Origin of the sequence: Nonomuraea sp. NPDC049709, assembly GCF_040674815.1 — a bacterium.
Classification (GTDB): Bacteria; Actinomycetota; Actinomycetes; order Streptosporangiales; family Streptosporangiaceae; genus Nonomuraea.
In genome coordinates this window covers 23,964-43,207 of sequence record NZ_JBFANM010000092.1, presented here as the reverse complement: position 1 = coordinate 43,207, position 19,244 = coordinate 23,964, and the positions used below count along the sequence as shown (strand labels likewise).

Here is a 19,244-nt window from a genome sequence, read left to right as displayed (position 1 = left end):
GGCCGGGGATGCACCGCCTGCCTGCGGCGCGCCCCCGCCTGCGCTGCGCGGGGTTGGGGGTCCGGGCGTGCTCTATCATTGCGTCGGGGCCGGGCGGGGGGCCGGCCGGGCCCCCCCCCCCGCTCCCGGGCCTCAGCCCGCGTCCGTCAGTCGTCATCGTCGTCCGGCACCGGTATGGACTGGGTCACCTGCGTCGGGACCCGCGTGTCGGCCTGTGCTGCGGCGGCCGCCACGCCGAACAGGGCTGTGACGCCCACGGCGGCCGCGAGGGCTGAGCTGATGATGGTTGTCCGCATTGCGGGTACCCCCGGTTCCTGCTTGTTCGCGACGCCGTCCCTGGGGCCGGCCGTCGCCCGGCAGTCAAGGGTCGGGCTGCCCCGGTGCGGGGCAGGGCCATCCCGTCACGGCGTCAAATGCGGCCCAACTGCCGCCGCCCGAGGCGCAGGCGTACCACCTGTCGCAGAAACTCCGCGGGAGACCGTAAAAGCATTCTTGCGGCGATATTCGGTAAAACCATCGGTTCGTCGCACGTTCGCCTGCCTGATGCGGGAATGGTGGAGTAATCGCAGGTAGCCGGGCTGCGTGCCACTCCGACTGGTGAGAGATCATGGCGAACGACCGCAAGCGCGAGCCGTCGCTGATCGATGCGCTGATCCCGATGGTCGCCCTGGTCGTGCTGATCGGCGGCGCGCTGGCGCTGTTCGGGCTGGACGCGCTGAACGGGCCGATCCAGGTCGCGCTGGTGCTGTGCGCGCTGGTGGCCGCCCTGGTGGTGCTGAAGAACGGTCATCCCTGGGAGGACGTCCAGGCCAGCGGGCAGCGCGCCCTGTCCTCGATCACCAGCGCGATGTTCATCCTGCTGGCGGTCGGCGCCCTCATCGGCGTCTGGAACATGTCGGGCACCATTCCCACCCTGGTCTACTACGGCATCCAGGTCCTCTCGCCGGGCTGGTACTACGCGGCCTCCGCGCTGATCTGCGGCCTCATCGCGATGTCGATCGGCAGTTCGTGGACCACCGCGGGCACCATCGGGGTGGGGCTGGTCGGCATCGCCACCATGCTCGGTGTCTCGCCGGCCATCACGGCGGGCGCCGTGATCTCCGGCGCCTACCTGGGCGACAAGCTGTCCCCGCTGTCGGAGACCACCGTGCTGACCGCCCAGCTCGTCAAGGTGGACCTCTACCAGCACATCAAGCGGCAGGCGTGGACCTCGGTGCCCGCCTTCGTGCTCGGGTTCGTGCTGTTCCTGCTGCTCGGCCTCGGCCGTGGACCGTCGCCGGCGCAGGAGGGCGAGACCGCTGTCGACCTGAAGGCGCTGGGCGACATCTTCTGGATCACCCCGCTGAACCTGCTGCCGCTGCTGCTGCTGGTGGTGCTGTCGATCCGCAAGACCCCCGCCACGCTGGCCCTGGTGGCCTCGACCCTCTTCGCGGGCCTGCTCGGCCCGTTCACGCAGCCCGCGGTGGTGGCCGAATTCGCGGGCCAGGGCGGCGTCCTGGGCGGAGTCAAGGCGGTATGGCAGGCCATGGCCACCGGGTTCGACAAGAACTCCGGCATCGCCGACGTCGACGCGCTGCTGTCGCGCGGCGGCATGGAGAGCATGCTGACGACGCTGTGGCTGATCATCGGCGCGGTCACGTTCGGCACCGTTCTGGAGGAGTTCGGGCTGATCAACCGGCTCATCGCGCCGATGGTGCGCTCGGCCAGGGGCACCGGACGGCTGTTCCTGACGGTGTTCGCGTCGGCGTTCGGGCTCAACGTCATCGCCGGTGACCAGTACATCGCGCTGGTGCTGCCGGCGCGCGTCTACCGGGCCGAGTTCGCCCGGCGCGGCCTGGCGCCGGCCAACCTGTCGCGGCTGACCGCCGACAGCGGCACGGTGACCTCGCCCCTGGTGCCGTGGAACTCCTGCGGCGCCTTCATGAGCGCCGTGCTCGGCGTCTCCACGCTGGCCTACCTGCCGTTCTGCTTCTTCAACATCTTCAGCCCGCTGCTGAGCGTGCTGTACGGGTTCACCGGTTTCAGGATCGAGCGGGTAGCCGCGTCGGAGGTCACCCATGAGCAGCACCACTGACACCAGGCAGGCCGCCCAGGGGTTGTCGCTGCCGACCCTGACGGCCATGGTCGTCGGCTCGATGGTCGGCGCCGGCGTGTTCTCCCTGCCGCGCAACTTCGCCCAGGCCACCGGCGTGCTCGGCGCGGTCGTCGCCTGGGTGGTCGCGGGGGCCGGCATGCTGATGCTCGCCCTCGTCTTCCAGACGCTCGCCGTGCGCAAGCCGGACCTGAACGCCGGCGTCTACGCCTACGCCAAGGCCGGGTTCGGCGAGTTCCCCGGCTTCTTCTCCGCCTTCGGCTACTGGGCCAGCGCCTGCGTCGGCAACGTCTCGTACTGGGTGCTGATCAAGTCCACGCTGGGGGCCGTCATCCCCGGCTTCGGCGAGGGGAACACGCTCCTGGCGGTCCTGGTGTCCATGGTGTGCGTGTGGGCCTTCCACCTCATGATCATGCGGGGGGTCAAGGAGGCGGCCGCGATCAACAAGATCGTGACCGTGGCCAAGGTCCTGCCGATCCTGCTGTTCGTGGTGATCCTCGCCGTCGCCTTCCGGTCCGGCGTCTTCACCGCGAACCTGTGGGGCGACGGGCGGCTGTTCGACCAGGTCAAGGCCACGATGCTGGTGACGGTGTTCGTGTTCCTCGGCGTCGAGGGGGCCAGCGTCTACTCCCGGTACGCGCGCCGGCGCGAGGACGTCGGCCGGGCGACCGTGCTCGGCTTCCTGGGCGTGCTGGCGCTGTTCGCCTCGGTCACGCTCCTGTCGTACGCCGCCCTGCCCAAGGCCCGGATGGAGGGGCTGCGCCAGCCGTCCATGGCCGGGGTGCTCGAATCCGTCGTCGGCACCTGGGGGGCCGTGCTGATCAGCGTCGGGCTCATCGTCTCGGTGCTGGGCGCGTACCTGGCCTGGACGCTGATGGCGGCCGAGGTGCTGTTCGTGGCGGCCAAGGACGACGACATGCCGGCCTTCCTGCGGCGCGAGAACCGGCACGGCACCCCGGTGGCCGCCCTGGTGATGACCAGCGCGCTCATCACCGCCGTGCTGGCGATCACGCTGTTCTCCGACGACGCCTTCTCCTTCACGCTCAAGCTGACCAGCGCGCTGTCGCTGGTGCCCTATCTGCTGGCCGCCGGGTATGCGCTCAAGCTCGGCGGCACCGGCAGGCAGGTCCTGGTGGCCGCGCTGGCCGTGATCTACACGGCGTTCCTCATCTTCGCCGCCGGGCTGGAGTTCCTGCTGCTGTCGTGCGTCATCTACGCCCCCGGCACGGTCCTGTTCGCCCTGACCCGCCGCGAGCGCGGCAGGCGCGTCTTCTCCCCCGCCGAGCTCGTCCTGTTCGCCGTGGTCGCCGTGGGCGCCGTCCTCGGCGTCATCGGCCTGGTCACCGGGTTCATCACCATCTAGGAGGCTTCCATGTCGTACGGCGTGCACTCCGAGGTCGGCACACTGCGCAAGGTCATCGTGCACCGGCCCGAGCTGAGCATGAAGCGGCTCACACCCGACAACAACGACCGGCTGCTGTTCGACGACATCCTCTGGGTCGAGCAGGCGCAACGCGAGCACGACGCGTTCGTGGCCATGATGCGCGAGCGCGGCATCGAGGTCTTCCACCACCAGCAGTTGCTGGCCGAGGCGCTGGACTCCGGCTTCGCGGCCAGGCAGCACGCGGTCGAGCAGGCCGTCACCCATCTGACCGTGGGGCCCGCCCTGGTCGACACCGTCCGCGAGACGCTCTCCGGCTGGAGCGGCGACAAGCTCGCCACCCACCTCATCGGCGGGCTCAGCAAGCGGGAGTACGGCATCGCCGCCCTCGACGACAGGTCACTGGTCGCCGCCTCGGCCACGCCCGGCGACTTCATCCTGCCGCCGCTGCCCAACACCCTCTACCAGCGCGACCCGTCGGCCTGGCTGTACGGCGGGGTCTCGCTCAACCCGATGTTCTTCCACGCCCGCCTGCTGGAGACCATGAACCAGTCCACGATCTACCACCACCACCCGATGTTCGCCTACGAGGACTTCGCCTTCTGGTACCCCGCCGCCGGGGAGGACGCGCGCTTCGACGAGGAGGACTACGGCACCGCCGCCATGGAGGGCGGCGACATGATGCCCATCGGCAACAGGACGGTCGCCATCGGCCTGTCCGAGCGCACCAACGCCCGCACGGTCGAGCACGTCGCACTGTCGTTGTTCGCCGCCGGCGCCGCCGAGCGGGTGATCGCCGTCAACATCCCGAAGCGCCGCTCGTACATGCACCTCGACACCGTGTTCACCCTGCTCGACGTCGACAAGGCCACCGTCTACCCGCCGTTCCTGGAGACCGCCACCACCTACTCGCTGCGCCCCGGCGACAAGCCGGGCACGCTGGAGGTGCACCGCGACGCCGGCTTCGTCACCGCCCTGGAGGAGGCGCTCGGCCTGAGCCGGCTGGAGGTCATCCCGACCGGCGGCGACGACTACCAGCAGGCCCGCGAGCAGTGGGACTCCGGCAACAACTTCTTCGCCCTGGCCCCGGGGGTGGTCGTCGGCTACCACAAGAACCAGTTCACCAACCGCAAGCTGCGCGAGCACGGCGTCGAGGTCATCGAGATCGAGGGATTCGAGCTCGGCAAGGGCCGAGGGGGCGCGCACTGCATGACGTGCCCCATCGAGCGCGACGGCGTCTACTAGCGGGTCATGATCCGGGGCGGGCGGCGTCGAGGAGGTTCTGCCTGGCGTCGGCCGGGAGCAGGTAGCCCGCCTTGAGGTTGTGGGCGTCGGCGCGGGCCACGGCGGCGACGTAACGGCCGTGGGAGGGGTACAGCTCGTCGAGTCGCGCCTGGTCGAAGGGGATGTGGGTGCCGAACAGCACGCAGAAGGTCTCGCCGGAGTTGTCGCCGGTGTTCAGCGCGGTGGGCGCCGCGACCTGCGAGAGCCGGATGCCGCCGCGGGCCAGGCCCAGCTCGTCGCGGGCCTTGGTGCCGTCGGGGGCGAACTCCAGCGGCGGCGCGGCGGGCGGCGCGACGCCGCGCTCGGCCCAGCGGGTCAGGTGGTCGTAGGCGGCGGCTATGACGTGGTGCAGCGGGACGCGGCTGAACGGCGGGCGGGCACACGTGTACGTGGGGGCCTGGCCGAGGTCGCGGGTGAGCAGCGGCACCCGGCTGCGGTAGCCGTGCCAGCCGGAGTGGGCGCTGCCGGCCACCTCCCAGCGCCGGAACCGCTCGGTGTCGGGTGGTCGCACGGGGGTGCGCACGTCGGTCTCGGACAACACCTGGAAGACCGGCTCGGCGCCGGCCCGGGTGGGGGCGTTGCCGACGATCTGCGCGAAGCCATCGAAGACGCTCTCGATCTGGGGCAGCACGGCGTCGTAGTAGACGGTGAGCCGGCCGGCGGACTGTGAGGCGCCGATGGCCAGGACGGTACGGGGGCGCAGCCGGCCGAGCGGCGCTGCCCCGGCGGGCGGTGTCCGAAGCGCCTTGGCGGCCTGGGAGAAGATGTCGTAGGAGAGCTGGTCGGTCATGAACTGCCCGCCGCCGGTGACGTCGAGGTCGCCGTACCTGGCGGGGCTCCACTGGCGTAGCTGGTTCACGCCGACCCGCTGGGCGGAGACGCCCACCCAGGCGTACCCCGCCCGGGTGATCTGCTCGGTGCTCCACAGCGCGTCCAGGTCGTATCCGGCGGTGACGTTCTGCCATTCGGCCAGGACGGTGCCGTTGAACCTGGCGGGGCTCGCCGGGCGGCGCACCAGGACCCGGGTCCGGTACGGCACGTCCGAGGCGAGCAGCTGCCCCGTCGCGCTGTAGGCGTCGGCGTTCCCCGACAGGTGGAACTCCTGCTCGACGTAGCCGAGAGAGGCCAGGTCGGCGTCGGTGGCCAGCCACGGGTAGGTCTCGGCCACGTCCGGCGAGGCCGGGTCACCCGGCGGGGCTCCCGGCAGCGGCCCTTCGACCTGGGGCACCGCGATCGGGGCCGGGACGGCGGCCGTCCCGGCCTCGCCGGCGGCCGCCGCGGGGGTGAGCAGCAGGGTCACCGCGAGCAGTGCCGCGGCCGTGCTGGGGAATGGCGTCATGGCGCGAGCTCCTTCCGGGCCGGGCCCGACCGGCCACCTCAGATCGTCTCCCCTCCCCGCCCGTCCGGCATCGGTGAAATCACCGTCCCCGTGTCACCTCATGGAGATCGCCGGCGAATCCGGTCAGGGCCCTGACGAAACTCCCGTGGCTTGTCGTCGTGGATGACGTGCCTGGCGTCGATCCGGCGGCAGACGGTATGGGGGCGAGCTCGCGGACCCGGCAGGTCTCTACTTACTTTTCCCACTTTTCACACCAGCGAGCAGGGGGCCGGGACGGGGGTAAGGGAGGATCATGGCCGATTCGCATGACGGCGAGGGGCGCAGGCCGTTGTGGCGCAGGATGGCCGGGCGGGACCCCGGCGAGTCCCATCGTGTCGCCACCCCGCTGGAGCTGCTGTCCGACCTGTGCTTCGTGGTCGCCGTGGCGCAGGCGGCCGCGGCCTTCCACCACGCGCTGGCGGAGGGGCACGCGGGCAGCGGCGTGCTCGGGTACGCCATGGTGTTCTTCGCGATCTGGTGGGCGTGGATGAACTTCACCTGGTTCGCCTCCGCCTACGACACCGACGACACGGCGTACCGGTTGCTGATCTTCGCGCAGATGGCCGGGGTGCTCATCCTCGCCGCCGGGGTTCCCGCGGCCTTCCAGGACCGGCACTTCGGGCTGGTCACCCTCGGCTACGTCGTCATGCGCATGGCCCTCGTACCGCTCTGGCTGCGCGCCGCCCACGGGCATCCCGAAGGGCGGTCGCCCGCGCTGCGGTACGCGCTGGGCATCACGCTGGTCCAGCTCGGCTGGGTCGTGCGGCTGGTCCTCCCCGACGAGCTGGAGCTGCTCTCGTTCGGCGTCCTGGCGGTGGCCGACCTGGCGGTGCCCGTCTGGGCGGAACGGGTGGGCACCACCGCCTGGCACCCGCATCACATCGCCGAGCGCTACGGCCTGTTCACGATCATCGTCCTCGGCGAGTCCATCCTCGCCGCCACCGTCGCCGTCCAGGCCGGGCTGGAGCGGCAGATCAACACGGCGGCGCTGCTGTCGGCGGCCTTCAGCGGCATGGTCATCGTCTTCGCCATGTGGTGGCTGTACTTCGCCCGCCCCGCGCACAGGCTGCTGGCCTCGGGAAAGACCGCCTTCGTCTGGGGCTACGGCCACTACTTCGTCTTCGCCTCCGCCGCCGCCATCGGCGCGGGCCTGGCGGTGAACGTCGACCACGACAGCAACCGGGCGCACGTCGGCGCCCTCGGGGCGGGGGCGGCCGTCGCCGTGCCGGTGGCCGTCTTCCTGGCCAGCCTGTGGCTGGTGCACGTGCGGCCGCATCGCCCGCGTGCCCGGGTGCGGGCCGCCTACCTGGCGGGCACGGTCGCGGTGCTGGCGACGCCGTTCACCGGCCTGCCGCTGCCGCTGATCGCGGCGGTGCTGGTCGCGCTCGTCATCGCCGGCCGCTGACCTCGCCCTGCGGTACCGCCCGGTCAGGCCTCGCGGAGGTCGCGGCGCTGCTCGGCGTACGCCTGGTCTCGACGGCGATCAGCGCGGTGAGGGCGAGCACCAGGCCCGCCGGCGCGGCGAGCGGCGGCAGGAAGATCGCGGCGGGCACGCCCGCCAGGAGCGCCCCCGTGGCCACCAGCCGTGGGACGCTCACAGGGCGTGCAGGCGACCACGACCATCCGCACCCGTTCCGCGCCGCCCGTACGGACGAGCCGGTACTCGGCCGCGAGCGCCACCACGTCGAATGAGAGCCACCACAGGCGGACCGCGACGGCGATGCCCCGGACGGCCGCCACGGGTTCCGGCGTGGGGTGTCGCTGTGGTCGGCGACGCTGTCCAGCGGGACGAGGACGTCGGTCTCCGGGTGGTACGGCGGCGGCCGAGCCGGGGACCGCCGGGCGTCCCGCACGACCGGGCGCGGGCCGGGCCGGGCGGCGCACCGGGCGTTGTCAGGCGCAGGTGCGGCTGCTCACCGGGCCAACGGTGTCGGCGGGACGTCCGGCAAGGAGGAATATTGCCCTCAGTCGTGTCCGTACGACCCGGGCGGCCACGACGTAGGGTCCAGATCAGCAACCGGTTCCCCGGTCACGACCACATCGGCCTCAACGGAGCCTTCATGACCGTCACTCCCGCGCAACTGCGCGCCCTCGTGAGCCGTGCCGAGGCACTCACCGCCGAGGTCCGGGCGCTCTGCGACGGCACCGCCAACGGATCGCCGGAACGCGACCACCTCGCGGCGGCGCGGCACGCCGCGAACTGGCTGGCCCGCGGCGCCGAGGACCTGCAGCGCGCGGCCGCGGACGTGGCCGCCGCCCAGGCCGAGCCGTGCGGCCTGCCGTGGAGCGTCTGCCCCGAGCACGGCAACACCCTCGACTCCCGCGCCGGCGTCTCCACCTGCCGGGTGTGCGGCCGCACCTGGAAGTACGACCGGCCGGGGCTGCCGTGTCCGGAGCCGGTGACGTGGAAGGTCATCGACCGGGCGGGGACGGAGACGAGGATGTGCGACGGGCACGTACTCGGCGCGCGGGCGGTCTCCGACGGCGCCACCTTCATCCGCCTCGACGCGGGGGCGTGACCGGGTTTTTGTCGGTGGCGCGGTGCAGGATCGACCTGCCAGATCGTCGACGGGGAAGGGACAGCGCGGTGCCGCCCACGAATCAGCAGGTAGTGGACCATGCCTTTTTGCGGGGCATGTATGCCGACGGCTATTTCCCCGATCACGTCGTGGACAAGGGGAAGGCGATCCTGTTACGGCTGTGCGAGCGGATCGAGGCCGAGCGGCCCGCCGACCTGGCGGCTCTGTACGCGCTCACGGCGGTGGCGACGGAGGAGTTCAACGCGCTGGACGAGGACTTCGTGGCGGCAGGCAGCGAGATCGAGACCGTCGCGCGAGAGGTGATCGCCGAGGATTTCTGGTTCGTGGCGTCGGCGTACGGGTTCGGGGAGGCCGACGTGGAGACGTTGATCGCCGACCGGGACTGGTGACGCGCGCGGACTCCCACGGCGCGAGCGGACTCCCGACGGCGCGAGCGGACTCCCGACGGCGCGGGCGAGCCACCACCCGGCCGGGCCGGGCGGTCGCTGCGTTACCCGGCCGGGCCGGGCGATGGGGGCGCCGTTCGGAACCGGGCGGGTGGCGGGAGGCCAGTCGCCGCACGTCACCGGGCAGGCCCCCGAGGGGAAGCCCGTCGGTGCGCCACCCGGCCAGGCGGGTGGCGAAAGGCCTGTCGCTGCCTCGTCCCCCGACAGGGCGAGACTTGACCGCTGCGGTGCCCGGCTCCGCGACGGCGTCCCCTGGTAGTCGCGGTCACTGGGACTGTTCGGCGGCCTCCTCCGCCGAGATCCGGCCGCGGCCGGCCGGGGTGCGCAGTTGGGCGGCCGGCGGGTCGGCGGGGCGGCGCCAGTGCCAGTCCGAGACGGCCTGGTAGGCGGCGACGACCGACAGCAGCCGGTCCTCCCCGTACGGCAGGCCGCCGAGGATGGTGCCGACGGGCTCGCCCGCCGAGGTGAACCCGATCGGAAACCCGATCTCCGGCAGCCCGATCGCGTCGAACGGCGTCGGCGAGGTCTGCACCACCACGTCACACCGGTCGAACACCTGGTCCAGCACCCGCTCCAGCAGCAACAGCTTGGCCCGCTGACCCGTGACGTACTCGTTGGCCCCCATCAGCGCCCCCTGGAGCCAGCCGATCACCGAAACCCCGAAACCCCGCAGATCGGACCGCAGGTACGGCATGAACGGCTCGCTGCGCTCCGGCAGGCGGACGTTGTTGAACTCGTTCCCGGTCAGCAGGTCCCACTCGTCGGGGAACGGCACCTCGATGAGCGTCACGCCCCGGATCGCCGCCATGGCCGACAGGAAGGCGCGGCGCGCGGCGGCGGTCTCGGAGGTGCCGTCGGAGTAGCCGGGCAGCACCCCGATGCGGGTGCTCCAGCGCAGCCGGAGCCGGCCGCCCGTGTGTACGGGGGTGGCGGCGCCGATCAGGTCGGGCACCTTGGGCAGGCCCTCGGTACGCGGGTCGGCCGGGTCCTCGCCGGCCATCGCCGTGAGCATGATGGCCGCGTCCTTGGCGTCGCGGGCGAGCGGGCCCGGATGGTCGCGCGTGTAGCTGAGCGGGATGATCCCGTACAACGACACCCGGCCCATGGTCGGTTTGAGCCCGGTGAGGTTCTGCGCGTTGGACGGGGCGGTGATGGAGCCGCCGGTCTGCGTACCGGTGCCGGCGGCGGCCAGCCGTGCCGCCACCGCGGTCGCCGTACCGGTGGAGGAGCCGCCGGGGTTGACGCCCGGGTTGGTCGGCGTCCACGCGTTGACCGTGGTGATCACGCCGGCCGGGGTCGTGGCACGGGTGGTGGCGAGCGGGCCCATCTGGGTCTTGCCCAGCACGATCGCCCCCGCGGCCTTGAGCGACGCCACGGCCGTCGCGTCGAAGGCCGGCACGAAGTCCTTGAACAGGAACGAGTTCGCCGTGGTGGGCACGCCCTGCGTGTAGTAGTTGTCCTTGATCGCGAGCGGCATCCCGTGCAGCGGGCCGCGCCGCTGCCGCCGGCCCGCCGCCCCGGCCGCCTCGCGGGCGGCGTCGGCGAGCACGGTGTTGAAGGCCTGGTACGTCGCCTCGAACGCGCCGATCCTGGCCAGGTAGGCGTCGACCAGCTCCAGCGGGCTGATCTGGCGGTTGCGGATCATCCACGCGGCTTCGGCGAGGGTGAGCTCGGTGGGGTCGGCCATGGCCGCCGGCCGCGGTTTGGCATAGGCGCTCGCCACGTCCAGGCCGGGCCGATCCTTCCCGGCAAGCCCCGCCGGCGCGGCGGCCGGCCCGGCGAGACCGCCTGACCCGGTGGAGGCCGCTGACCCGGACGCCGCGGATGCCGGGAGGGTCGCGGCGATGCCGGCCGCCGCACTCACCGCCGCCGCCCTGGCCAGGAACGCGCGCCGGTCCACCGTACGGTCGAGCGGCTGCGGGCCGTCGGCGTCGATCGGAAGGGGATGGTCGAGCGGGAGGGGGTGGGGGTGCTGGTGCCTGCGGGGGCTCACTTGCGCCACTCCACGCTGATGGACGGGTACATCATGGGGGCGCGCTGCTGGGACAGCGCCGGGTCGGCCGGTGCGCCGGTCCCCTCGGGCGCGGGGAGCTGGTAGGCGGCGAGCGGAGTGACCGTACCGCGCATGAACGAACGCAGGGAGGCGAGCGCGGTGTCGCGACCCGGCGCGCCCGTCTCGGGATCGGCCGCCGTACCGGCGGGGAGTTGGTCGAGGTCTATGCCCAGCATGGCCAGCCGGGTCCTGATCATGGTGTTGAGCTCGGCGTCAGAGGGGGGCGCGGGCGTCACGGCGATCTCCAGGGGTGAGGGAGTCAGACCACACTCGAAGCACCGCGTGTCACACGAATGTCCCCAAGATCACATACATGTGAAAACCTCCCCGGTGTGGGCTCGGATTTATCCGCTCAAATCAGGTGCCGGGTCTCCCGTCCCCGAGGCGGCCGTCGAGCGTTGGGGGCTGGCCGGGGATCGGCGGTGGGCGGTGGTCGACGAGGCGGGTGACAATCTCTGGCTCGGCGAGTATCCACGGATGGCCTCCGTACGGGCGCGGAACGCGGATGACGGCGGTCTGCTGCTGTCCGCCTCCGGCATGCCCGGCCTCCACGTCCCCCCGGCGGCCGGGGAGGCTGCGCCGGTGGGGTTCACCGGGCTGGATCGGGCGATCGACGCCGGCGGCGACGCGCACGACTGGTTCACCCGGCTCCTGGGGCGGCCCGCCCGGCTGGTCTGGCTGGACGATCCGGGCCGCCGTACGATCGATCCCTCCCACGGCGGGCTGCCGGGTGAGGTGGTCAGCTTCGCGTGGGACGCGCCGCTGCTGCTGACCTCCGCCGCGTCACTCCGCGTCCTGGACGGGCAGATCGGCGGGGACGGCCCGCTCGACATGGCGCGGTTCCGGCCCAACGTGGTGATCGACGACGTCGAGCCGTACGCCGAGGACTCCTGGACCGAGGTTCGGATCGGCGAGATCGACTTCCGGGTCTCCGAGCTGTGCGACCGGTGCGCGGTCACCACCATCGACCCGGTGACCCTGGTCAAGGGCAAGGAGCCGATCCGTACCCCGGCGAAGCACCGCCGCTGGGACGGCAAGACTGGTTCGGCATCCGCCTGGTGCCCAAGAACGCGGGCCGGCTCCGCCTCGGCGACCCGCTGATCGCCTGACTCACCCGGACGGACGAAGGTGAAATCGGGTCGCGGGTGGTCGGCGTCGCGGGAAGGCCGAAGTCAGACCCCGGCGCCGGGAAGCAGGTCGAGCGCCTCCCCCTGCGCACCAGCGAGAGGGCAGGCGCGCAGGGGACCGATCACACACTCGACCGGGGGGCACTGTGTGGGGCATCACACCACACCAGTTAGGCGGCAGATCGTCACATTTGACCGCCCTATTTAGTCATGAGTGGTAGGCGGGCGAAGTGCCCGTACCGCACAGGGGGTGTTTCTGATGGCCTTCTCCTACACCGACCCCGATGCATGGCGAATCGCCATGAACGTCACCGAGGCGACGCTGACCATGGACACGCCGCGAAAGCTGCGGCTCCTGGACAAGGTTCCCGAAGTCATCGGCTCGTTCTTCCTGCGTCCGAGCGGCGGGCTGGCGGGGTTCTCGCTGCGGCTGCCGCTGTCGTCGCGCCGTGCCGTCCCGCCGGTGCTGGTGTGGGAGTCGGCGAACCTCGAGCTCGGCGAGCCGGCGACGCTGCGGCTCGGAGAGCAGGAGGTGTCCAGCGCCGTGTCCGTCGTATGCGCCGAGATCCCGGGCGAGCATCCGTACGTGAAGATCGTCCTGGAGACGGAGTTCCCGTCGAAAGCCCTGCTCCTGCCGTCCGCGTGGTGGCGCCGGCCGGGAACGGTGCGGCTCAGGCTGTTCAGCGAGCTCCATTCGGCCGAGAAGGCGACGGGCACGACGGGTTCGTGACCGGCGGCACCGATCGAGGGGACGAACCGAGCGTCGCGTCGATGGCGGACCGACCGGCGCTCACCCGAAGGCGCTGAACGTCACCTCGGGGCGGTCGCGCTTGGTGTACAGCTCCCAGGCGGTGTCGGCGATCACGTCAGGGTCCAGGGTCCTGCCGCCCACGTCGCCGAACCGGTCCGGCTGCGACGTCACCAGCTGGTGGATGTCGCCCCGTTCGACCAGTCCGCCGATGATGAGGCTCCCGGCGTAGACGCCCTGCTCGGCCAGCGCCGCGTTGAGCGTCAGGGCGTAGTTGCGCAGGGCCGCCGAGGAGACGGCGAGGCTCCCGAGGGCCGGCATCGGCATGACGGCGCTGAGCCCGCCCGCGAACAGCAGCCCGCCCTCGCCCCGGCCGACCATGCCGGGCAGCACCTTGCCGACCAGGTCGACGGCCGGATAGACGATCTCCATCGCCTCCCGGACGTCCTCGGAGGCGGACTCGGTGATGGGCTTCGGTGGGGAGCCCAGGTCGGCGGCGCCCGGGCCGTAATAGAGGACGTCGATCGTCCCGAATCGTTCGGCGATCGCGTCCAGGGCGGACGCCGCGCGGTCGCGGTCGCGTACGTCGGCGACGAAGGCCGCGGCGTCGATCCCCGCCCCGGCCAGGAACGCCACGTAGGCGGCGTGCCGGGTGTCCGTACGGGAGACCAGGGCCACGGCGTACCCCTCGCGGCCGAACCGGTGGGCGACGGACATGCCGAGCCCCGGCCCGGCACCGATGACGACGGCGGTCTTGCGCGCTGTTCCGGACATGGCTGTGCCTTTCGCGTTAGAAATCGAGGACACCCTCAACTTATGACGCAGACCGTACCACGAACTTGAGGGCATCCTCGATTTCGTATGATGGGCACATGGCAGCCGGACCCAAGCCGCTGCGGTCTGATGCCGCGCGCAACCGCGACAAACTGCTGGTCGCGGCCACCCAGGTGTTCGCCGAACGCGGCCTCGACGCCCCCCTCGACCACATCGCCCGCCGAGCCGGGGTCAGCATCGGCACGCTCTACAACCACTTCCCCACTCGCGAGGCGCTCCTCGCCGCGATCCTCCCGCAGCGGCTGGCCGCCCTCGACGAGATCAGCGCGGCGGCCCTGGCAGACCCCGATCCCTGGAACGGGTTCGCCGGCTTCCTCGAAGGGCTCTTCGCCCTGCAGGCCCAGGACCACAGCCTCAACGACGCCCTCGTCCAGAGCTTCTCCCTGTCCACCGACGTGAGCCAGGCCTGCCACGGGGGCTTCCAGCAGGCCGAACGCATCATCGAGCGGGCTCAGGCCAGCGGCCGGCTGCGCGCCGACTTCGGGTCCCAGGACCTGGTCACGCTGGTGTGGGCGATGTCCCAGGTCATCAGGGAGTCGATGGAGACGGCTCCGGAGACGTGGCGGCGCTGCCTGGCCTTCTTCGTGGACGGCCTGCGCGCCGAAGCGGCCCGCACCGCCCTCCGCTGACGATCACCTCGAACGCCGCGGGGCACCCCCGTACACCGCCGCATCGCCGGGACCCGAGCTCCCGGCCCCGCCGCACCCGCGCGCTCAGCCGGCGGCCGGAACGTAGGTCAGGCTGAGCACGCCGGTCTCGAAGGTGTCCGACTTGACCAGCTTCAGCGGGTGGGTCGGGGTGTCCTCGAACAGCCGCTGGCCGTGGCCGACGACGATCGGGTGGACGAGCAGGTTCAGCTCGTCGAGCAGCCCGTTGGCCAGCAGCCAGCGTACGGTCGTGGCGGAGCCGGACATCTGCAGGTCGCCGTCGAGCTGCTTCTTCAGCTCGGTCAGCTCGGCCGCGACGTCACCGCGGATCAGGGTGGTGTTGCTCCACTCGGCCTTCTCCAGGGAGTTCGACACGACGTACTTGCGGGCGCTGTTGAACGTCGCGGCGATTTCCGGGTCGGCGTCGGTGGTCGTCCAGTACGAGGACCACTCCTCGTACAGCTTGCGCCCCATCAGGAACCCGGCCGCGCTCTGCATGCCGGCCTGGACCACGGCACCCATCTCGTCGTTCCAGTACGGGAAGTGCCACTGGTCCGGGGACTCGACCACGCCGTCCACGGAGATGAAGAAACTGGAAATGATCTTGGCCATCGTGTTCGCTCCTTAGTCATCGGGCTTGTCCGCGACATTAGTCCGGCTCGTATGCCCGAGTCTTGTACAGAAACGACAACCGCCGGCTGCCCTGCCGATCCTGGACGACCAACCTCCTTCACGGAGCCGACGGAGGCCGGACGACCGCCCGTCAAACGCGCAGAACGGTGACCTCGCGGCCGGACGGTGTGGTCGCCTGCTCGAAACCACCTCGTTCCTTCCAGGGTGGCGCCTCGGGACGCCGGTCGAAGATCACCAGCACGCCGGTGGAAAGGGTGAGCCGGTCCAGATACCGGTCGAGCTGTGCCAGACCGTCGGGCATCGGGTCGTTTTCGCTCGCTCGCCAGACCTTCAGCTCCATCGCCTCCCGCTGGATCAACCGCTCCCCTTCAGGCCCGGTATAGGACCAGCGGACCAGCACGTCCAGGCGCTTGCTGCCCGCGGCGTACTCCCGGTCGAGCTGGCCGCCGCCGTTGACCAGCGGGTGCAGGAAGGCCATGAGAATGATCTGGCAGACGGCATCGTGGTAGCCCTCCTGCCGGATGAGCACCTCGCCGTGCTCCCGCCAGAACACGACGAACTCCCGCAGCAGGCGCGGCAGGTCGAAACGGCCGTCCGGCAGCACGAAGCTGTGCGGATCGGCCCGCACGAACCGCTCCGTGCGATCGCCCAGGACCCGTAGCAAAACCTCTTGATATATCGGGTTGGCGATCTCCGCGGCGGCGTAGTCGTCGCCGGCCGCCTTGGCGCGCTCACAGGAGAACGTCAGGGCGGCGATGTCGCCTCCGGCGGTCAGCTCGGAGGCCAGGGTGTGCAGCGCGGTCGTCTTCCCGGTCTGCCGGGACGCGTGCAGCACGAAGTAGCGGTCCATCTCGATGAGCACGCGCGCCTGCGGGAGCCGTTGCGTGGGGGGCAGCATGTAGTGATGCTGAGGGCTGCACGGGCCCGTGGTGTTGAAGTATCTCGCTCGAGGTGGCCGCATGGTCACAGTCTGCCGTTGCCCTGATCTGGGCGTCTGGGATACAACCGGCCCATGCTGTTTCCTCGTCAAGGACGAGGTGCGTACGAGGTGCGTACGCGGGGCGCTGGTGGATGACTACGGCCCATCCATTCGGTCTCCCGCCGCGCCGACGCGGTGAGCCCCGGCGGGTCCCAGGTGGTGGGCACGGGCGTGGCGAACGTCGTGTCGTACGACGCGGCCACGGCGGAGATCACCTACCGGAGCGAGAACTCCTCGCTGGGCAGCGTCGTCCCGGGCTGCCTGACGATCTCGGGCGCCGACGTCCGCACCGTGCTCGTGGTCAGGGTTTCCTGGCCACGCCGCCCGCGATGCAGATCCCGCCCAGCCCCAGCGGCCGCCGGACGGGCTGCTCCGGCCGCCACTCCGGCAGGTGCACCACGCCCGGCTCGACCAGCTCCAGCCCGTCGAAGAAGTGCACGATCTCCTTCATGTCCCGGGCCCGGCCGGTGCCGAGCATCGTGAGCAGGACCCCCTCCAGGGCCCGCACCTCCGGCGCGCACGAGCAGAAGTGCGTGAGCTGCAGGTAGCTGCCCGGGGCCAGGCGCGACTTGTACGTGTCCACCAGCTCCTCGGGCCCCTCGTCGTCGCCCAGGTGGTGCACCACGGCCACCAGGAGCAGCCCGATCGGCCGGGAGAAGTCCAGGAAGCCCTCGACCTTCGGATGGTGGAAGATCGCCTCGGGCTCGCGCATGTCGGCGGTGATGACACGGGTGTTGTCGTTGGTCTGCAGGATCGCCCGGGCGTGGGCGAGCACGATGGGGTCGTTGTCCACGTAGACCACCCGCGCGTCCGGGTTGATCCGCTGGGCGACGGAATGCGTGTTGTCCATCGTGGGCAGCCCGGAGCCGACGTCGAGGAACTGGTCGATGCCCTGCTCGGTCATGAACTTCACGCCGCGGAACAACATCGCGCGGTTCTCCCGGGCGCCCTGGCCGCCGTCGGGGAAGTGCTTCATGCCCTCCATCGCGACGGCCCGGTCGACCGCGAGGTTGTCCTTGCCGCCGAGGAACGCGTCGTACACGCGGGCGATGCTGGGCTTGCTGGTGTCGATCTCCGGAGGCAGGTAGTCCGGGTCCTGATGCGTCCAGTTGGGAAGCCCGTCGCCCATGGTCGCCCTCCGCCGCGTCACGTTTGATCGACACCGAATGCGCGGCAGCATAGCGACGATCCCGCAAAGGGCACAGATCCGGATGAAACTTTCATGTGCTCCGGATCAGGGCAGCAGGCCGCGGCCGTAGGCGGCGGCCACGGCCGCCGCGCGATCGGAGACGCCCAGTTTCGTGTAGATGTGCGCGAGGTGGGTCTTCACGGTCGTCTCGCTGATGAACAGCGCCGCCGCCGCGTCCTTGTTGGTGAAGCCCTTCGCGACCAGCCCGAGCACGGTACGTTCGCGCTCGCTCAGCTCGGCGGGGGCGAACGCGGGCGCGGACGTACGGACCCGGTCCAGCACCCGGGCGGCCACCGCCGGGGACAACACCGACTCCCCCATGGCCGCCGCCCGCACGGCGCGGAAGACCTCATCCCGCGGCGAGTCCTTGAGCAGGTAGCCGATCGCGCCCGCGGTCAGCGCCGGCAGCACGTCCTCGTCCCCGTCGTACGTCGTCAGGACCAGCACGCGGGCCGACGGCACCCGCTCGGCCAGCGACCGGATGAGCTCGGCCCCGCTCAGGCCGGGCATGCGCAGGTCGGTGAGCACCACGTCGGGGCGCTCCCGCTCGGCCAGGGCCAGCCCCCGTTCCCCGTCGCCCGCCTCGCCGACGACCTCCAGGTCGGGCTGCTCGGCGAACATGCCGCGCAGGCCGTCGCGCACCACGGGATGGTCGTCCACGATCACCAGTCGTACGCTCACGTCGCCTCCTGCCCGGCCGTGCTCGGGATGGCGGGGACGGTCACGCTGATCGCCGTCCCCTGGCCGGGCGCGGACTCCACCTCGACGCTCCCGGCGAGCCTGACCACCCGCTGCCGCATCGCCGTGAGCCCGAACCCGCCGCTCTCCCCGGGGCTGAACCCCACCCCGTCGTCCCGGACATCGACCACCACCACGTCCTCCATGTACGACAGGGTGACACCGGTCCGGCCGGCCCCGGCATGCCTGGCCACGTTGGCCAGCGCCTCCTGCACCGCCCGGTACAGCGTCAGCTCGACCTCGGGATGCAGCAACCTGGCCGGGCCGGTGACGGTCAGATCGGCGGGCACCTCGTGCGCGGCGCTCCAGCCGGACACCAGCGACGCCAGCGCCTCGGGCAGCCTGGACTCCGCCAGCGGGCCGGGACGCAGCTCGTCGAGGGAGCGGCGCACCTCGGTCAGGCTCTCCCTGGCCAGGCTCCGGGCGACGGCCAGCCGGCGGCGTACGGCGTCGGGGTCGTGCGCGGCCTCTTCGGCGGCTTCCAGCTGGGTGACGATGCCCGAAAGGCCCTGGGCGACGGTGTCGTGGATCTCCCTGGCCATCCGGCCGCGCTCCCCCGCGACCCCCGTCTGCCGGGCCGCCGCCAGCAGCCTGCCCTGCAGCTCGGCGTTCTCCTCGCCCAGCCTGACCAGGCGCTCGTTGGCGTCCTCCAGAGCCCTGTTGGCGGCGAGCCGGCGTTCGACCTCGGTCTCCATGGCCCTGATGATCCACCCGAGGAAGGCGGCGAACGCCGCTCCCGCCAGCGCGGGCAGCAGCCCGAGCCAGGGCTCGCCGCCGTTCCGGAACGCGATGGGGCCGCCCGCGACGACGAGCGCCGTGACGACCACCCCGGCGTAGGCGTACCAGCCGGGCAGGGCGACGAACGCCATGGGGAAACAGCCGAGCATGACCAGCGCGTACGCCGGATGGCGGGCCGCCAGCACCCCGGCCAGTACCAGCAGCCCGGCGAAATAGAGCGCCATCGGCGCCAGCGCCCGCTCCGGCCACTGGGGGTGCGCCAGCACCATCCACCAGTGCCACACCGCCAGGGCGGCGGACAACGCGACCGTGACGGCCCGCTCCCCCGGCGGCGCCGCCGAATCGAACGCCGCCATCAGGGTCGCCACGCCCAGCAGGGCCGGCAGGAGGACGCGCCAGGCCCCGTCCCAGCCGAGTTCCCGCAGCACGCCGTGCCC

20 protein-coding genes are annotated in these 19,244 nt (G+C 71.5%); 9 read left to right on the top strand and 11 right to left on the bottom strand.

Annotated features, from left to right (window positions below):
• Positions 1-146: 146 nt before the first annotated feature.
• Positions 147-296 carry a hypothetical protein gene (locus AB0J69_RS52605; protein ID WP_364134688.1) on the bottom strand — a complete coding sequence of 50 codons (150 nt, stop codon included), beginning with the start codon at positions 294-296 and terminating at the stop codon, positions 147-149.
• Positions 297-607: 311 nt separating this feature from the next.
• Here AB0J69_RS52605 and nhaC point away from each other — a divergent pair, with 311 nt between their 5' ends.
• The 3 genes from nhaC to AB0J69_RS52590 are packed head-to-tail and all read left to right on the top strand — an operon-like array spanning position 608 to position 4,718.
• Complete coding sequence (gene nhaC, locus AB0J69_RS52600; RefSeq protein WP_364134685.1) at positions 608-2,074, top strand: Na+/H+ antiporter NhaC; 1,467 nt, start codon at positions 608-610, stop codon at positions 2,072-2,074.
• Positions 2,058-3,455 (top strand): basic amino acid/polyamine antiporter, encoded by a 1,398-nt coding sequence (locus AB0J69_RS52595; RefSeq protein WP_364134683.1) that lies wholly within the window; start codon positions 2,058-2,060, stop codon positions 3,453-3,455. The genes nhaC and AB0J69_RS52595 overlap by 17 nt, the downstream gene beginning before the upstream one ends.
• Before the next feature lie 9 nt (positions 3,456-3,464).
• Positions 3,465-4,718 carry an arginine deiminase gene (locus AB0J69_RS52590; protein WP_364134680.1) on the top strand — a complete coding sequence of 418 codons (1,254 nt, stop codon included), beginning with the start codon at positions 3,465-3,467 and terminating at the stop codon, positions 4,716-4,718.
• Between the two features lie 4 nt (positions 4,719-4,722).
• On the opposite strand, the gene AB0J69_RS52585 is transcribed toward AB0J69_RS52590, so the two are convergent.
• Positions 4,723-6,096: an alpha/beta hydrolase domain-containing protein gene (locus AB0J69_RS52585; RefSeq protein ID WP_364134677.1), complete on the bottom strand. Its 1,374-nt coding sequence runs from the start codon at positions 6,094-6,096 to the stop codon at positions 4,723-4,725.
• A 292-nt stretch (positions 6,097-6,388) separates the two neighbouring features.
• On the opposite strand from AB0J69_RS52585, the gene AB0J69_RS52580 reads away from it, so the two are divergent.
• A complete protein-coding gene (locus AB0J69_RS52580) occupies positions 6,389-7,540 on the top strand; it encodes a low temperature requirement protein A (RefSeq protein ID WP_364134674.1) in 1,152 nt (383 codons plus the stop codon).
• Here the strand turns inward: AB0J69_RS52580 and AB0J69_RS52575 are convergent.
• Positions 7,524-7,733 carry a hypothetical protein gene (locus tag AB0J69_RS52575; RefSeq protein ID WP_364134671.1) on the bottom strand — a complete coding sequence of 70 codons (210 nt, stop codon included), beginning with the start codon at positions 7,731-7,733 and terminating at the stop codon, positions 7,524-7,526. The two genes, AB0J69_RS52580 and AB0J69_RS52575, sit on opposite strands and share 17 nt — an antisense overlap.
• 462 nt (positions 7,734-8,195) lie before the next feature.
• On the opposite strand from AB0J69_RS52575, the gene AB0J69_RS52570 reads away from it, so the two are divergent.
• Both AB0J69_RS52570 and AB0J69_RS52565 read left to right on the top strand, forming a co-directional pair.
• The gene (locus AB0J69_RS52570; protein WP_364134668.1) at positions 8,196-8,654 is read left to right on the top strand and encodes a hypothetical protein; all 459 of its coding nucleotides are present in this window, start codon (positions 8,196-8,198) and stop codon (positions 8,652-8,654) included.
• A complete protein-coding gene (locus tag AB0J69_RS52565) occupies positions 8,651-9,064 on the top strand; it encodes a DUF5713 family protein (protein ID WP_364134665.1) in 414 nt (137 codons plus the stop codon). Before AB0J69_RS52570 ends, AB0J69_RS52565 begins: the two co-directional genes overlap by 4 nt.
• A 322-nt stretch (positions 9,065-9,386) precedes the next feature.
• Here the strand turns inward: AB0J69_RS52565 and AB0J69_RS52560 are convergent, their stop codons facing one another.
• Together AB0J69_RS52560 and AB0J69_RS52555 are read right to left on the bottom strand one after the other, a co-directional pair.
• Positions 9,387-11,114 (bottom strand): amidase, encoded by a 1,728-nt coding sequence (locus tag AB0J69_RS52560; RefSeq protein WP_364134662.1) that lies wholly within the window; start codon positions 11,112-11,114, stop codon positions 9,387-9,389.
• On the bottom strand, positions 11,111-11,410 hold the full coding sequence (locus AB0J69_RS52555) for a hypothetical protein (RefSeq protein ID WP_364134659.1): 300 nt from the start codon (positions 11,408-11,410) through the stop codon (positions 11,111-11,113). The genes AB0J69_RS52560 and AB0J69_RS52555 overlap by 4 nt, the downstream gene beginning before the upstream one ends.
• A 79-nt stretch (positions 11,411-11,489) precedes the next feature.
• Here AB0J69_RS52555 and AB0J69_RS52550 point away from each other — a divergent pair, with 79 nt between their 5' ends.
• Both AB0J69_RS52550 and AB0J69_RS52545 read left to right on the top strand, forming a co-directional pair.
• Positions 11,490-12,275: an MOSC N-terminal beta barrel domain-containing protein gene (locus AB0J69_RS52550; RefSeq protein WP_364134656.1), complete on the top strand. Its 786-nt coding sequence runs from the start codon at positions 11,490-11,492 to the stop codon at positions 12,273-12,275.
• Between the two features lie 285 nt (positions 12,276-12,560).
• Positions 12,561-13,031, top strand: a complete 471-nt coding sequence (locus tag AB0J69_RS52545; RefSeq protein WP_364134653.1) for a hypothetical protein — start codon at positions 12,561-12,563, stop codon at positions 13,029-13,031.
• Between the two features lie 60 nt (positions 13,032-13,091).
• Here AB0J69_RS52545 and AB0J69_RS52540 read toward each other — a convergent pair whose 3' ends face one another.
• Positions 13,092-13,823: an SDR family NAD(P)-dependent oxidoreductase gene (locus tag AB0J69_RS52540; protein WP_364134650.1), complete on the bottom strand. Its 732-nt coding sequence runs from the start codon at positions 13,821-13,823 to the stop codon at positions 13,092-13,094.
• Between the two features lie 98 nt (positions 13,824-13,921).
• Here AB0J69_RS52540 and AB0J69_RS52535 point away from each other — a divergent pair, with 98 nt between their 5' ends.
• Positions 13,922-14,512 carry a helix-turn-helix domain-containing protein gene (locus AB0J69_RS52535; RefSeq protein WP_364134647.1) on the top strand — a complete coding sequence of 197 codons (591 nt, stop codon included), beginning with the start codon at positions 13,922-13,924 and terminating at the stop codon, positions 14,510-14,512.
• Between the two features lie 84 nt (positions 14,513-14,596).
• On the opposite strand, the gene AB0J69_RS52530 is transcribed toward AB0J69_RS52535, so the two are convergent.
• From AB0J69_RS52530 to AB0J69_RS52510, 5 genes are all read right to left on the bottom strand, one after another.
• A complete protein-coding gene (locus tag AB0J69_RS52530; RefSeq protein WP_364134644.1) occupies positions 14,597-15,142 on the bottom strand; it encodes a dihydrofolate reductase family protein in 546 nt (181 codons plus the stop codon).
• 151 nt (positions 15,143-15,293) lie between these two features.
• Positions 15,294-16,061: a hypothetical protein gene (locus tag AB0J69_RS52525; protein WP_364134641.1), complete on the bottom strand. Its 768-nt coding sequence runs from the start codon at positions 16,059-16,061 to the stop codon at positions 15,294-15,296.
• Positions 16,062-16,443: 382 nt separating this feature from the next.
• Positions 16,444-17,271: an SAM-dependent methyltransferase gene (locus tag AB0J69_RS52520; protein ID WP_364134638.1), complete on the bottom strand. Its 828-nt coding sequence runs from the start codon at positions 17,269-17,271 to the stop codon at positions 16,444-16,446.
• Positions 17,272-17,376: 105 nt separating this feature from the next.
• Complete coding sequence (locus AB0J69_RS52515; protein WP_364134635.1) at positions 17,377-18,012, bottom strand: response regulator transcription factor; 636 nt, start codon at positions 18,010-18,012, stop codon at positions 17,377-17,379.
• A complete protein-coding gene (locus tag AB0J69_RS52510) occupies positions 18,009-19,235 on the bottom strand; it encodes a sensor histidine kinase (protein ID WP_364134632.1) in 1,227 nt (408 codons plus the stop codon). The genes AB0J69_RS52515 and AB0J69_RS52510 overlap by 4 nt, the downstream gene beginning before the upstream one ends.
• Positions 19,236-19,244: the final 9 nt, after the last annotated feature.

Bases quoted from the DNA above. Each gene is read 5' to 3' on its own strand.
- AB0J69_RS52605 (WP_364134688.1), bottom strand. From the start codon at position 296: ATGCGGACAACCATCATCAGCTCAGCCCTCGCGGCCGCCGTGGGCGTC.
- nhaC (WP_364134685.1), top strand. From the start codon at position 608: ATGGCGAACGACCGCAAGCGCGAGCCGTCGCTGATCGATGCGCTGATC.
- AB0J69_RS52595 (WP_364134683.1), top strand. From the start codon at position 2,058: ATGAGCAGCACCACTGACACCAGGCAGGCCGCCCAGGGGTTGTCGCTG.
- AB0J69_RS52590 (WP_364134680.1), top strand. From the start codon at position 3,465: ATGTCGTACGGCGTGCACTCCGAGGTCGGCACACTGCGCAAGGTCATC.
- AB0J69_RS52585 (WP_364134677.1), bottom strand. From the start codon at position 6,096: ATGACGCCATTCCCCAGCACGGCCGCGGCACTGCTCGCGGTGACCCTG.
- AB0J69_RS52580 (WP_364134674.1), top strand. From the start codon at position 6,389: ATGGCCGATTCGCATGACGGCGAGGGGCGCAGGCCGTTGTGGCGCAGG.
- AB0J69_RS52570 (WP_364134668.1), top strand. From the start codon at position 8,196: ATGACCGTCACTCCCGCGCAACTGCGCGCCCTCGTGAGCCGTGCCGAG.
- AB0J69_RS52545 (WP_364134653.1), top strand. From the start codon at position 12,561: ATGGCCTTCTCCTACACCGACCCCGATGCATGGCGAATCGCCATGAAC.
- AB0J69_RS52540 (WP_364134650.1), bottom strand. From the start codon at position 13,823: ATGTCCGGAACAGCGCGCAAGACCGCCGTCGTCATCGGTGCCGGGCCG.
- AB0J69_RS52535 (WP_364134647.1), top strand. From the start codon at position 13,922: ATGGCAGCCGGACCCAAGCCGCTGCGGTCTGATGCCGCGCGCAACCGC.
- AB0J69_RS52530 (WP_364134644.1), bottom strand. From the start codon at position 15,142: ATGGCCAAGATCATTTCCAGTTTCTTCATCTCCGTGGACGGCGTGGTC.
- AB0J69_RS52525 (WP_364134641.1), bottom strand. From the start codon at position 16,061: ATGCTGCCCCCCACGCAACGGCTCCCGCAGGCGCGCGTGCTCATCGAG.
- AB0J69_RS52520 (WP_364134638.1), bottom strand. From the start codon at position 17,271: ATGGGCGACGGGCTTCCCAACTGGACGCATCAGGACCCGGACTACCTG.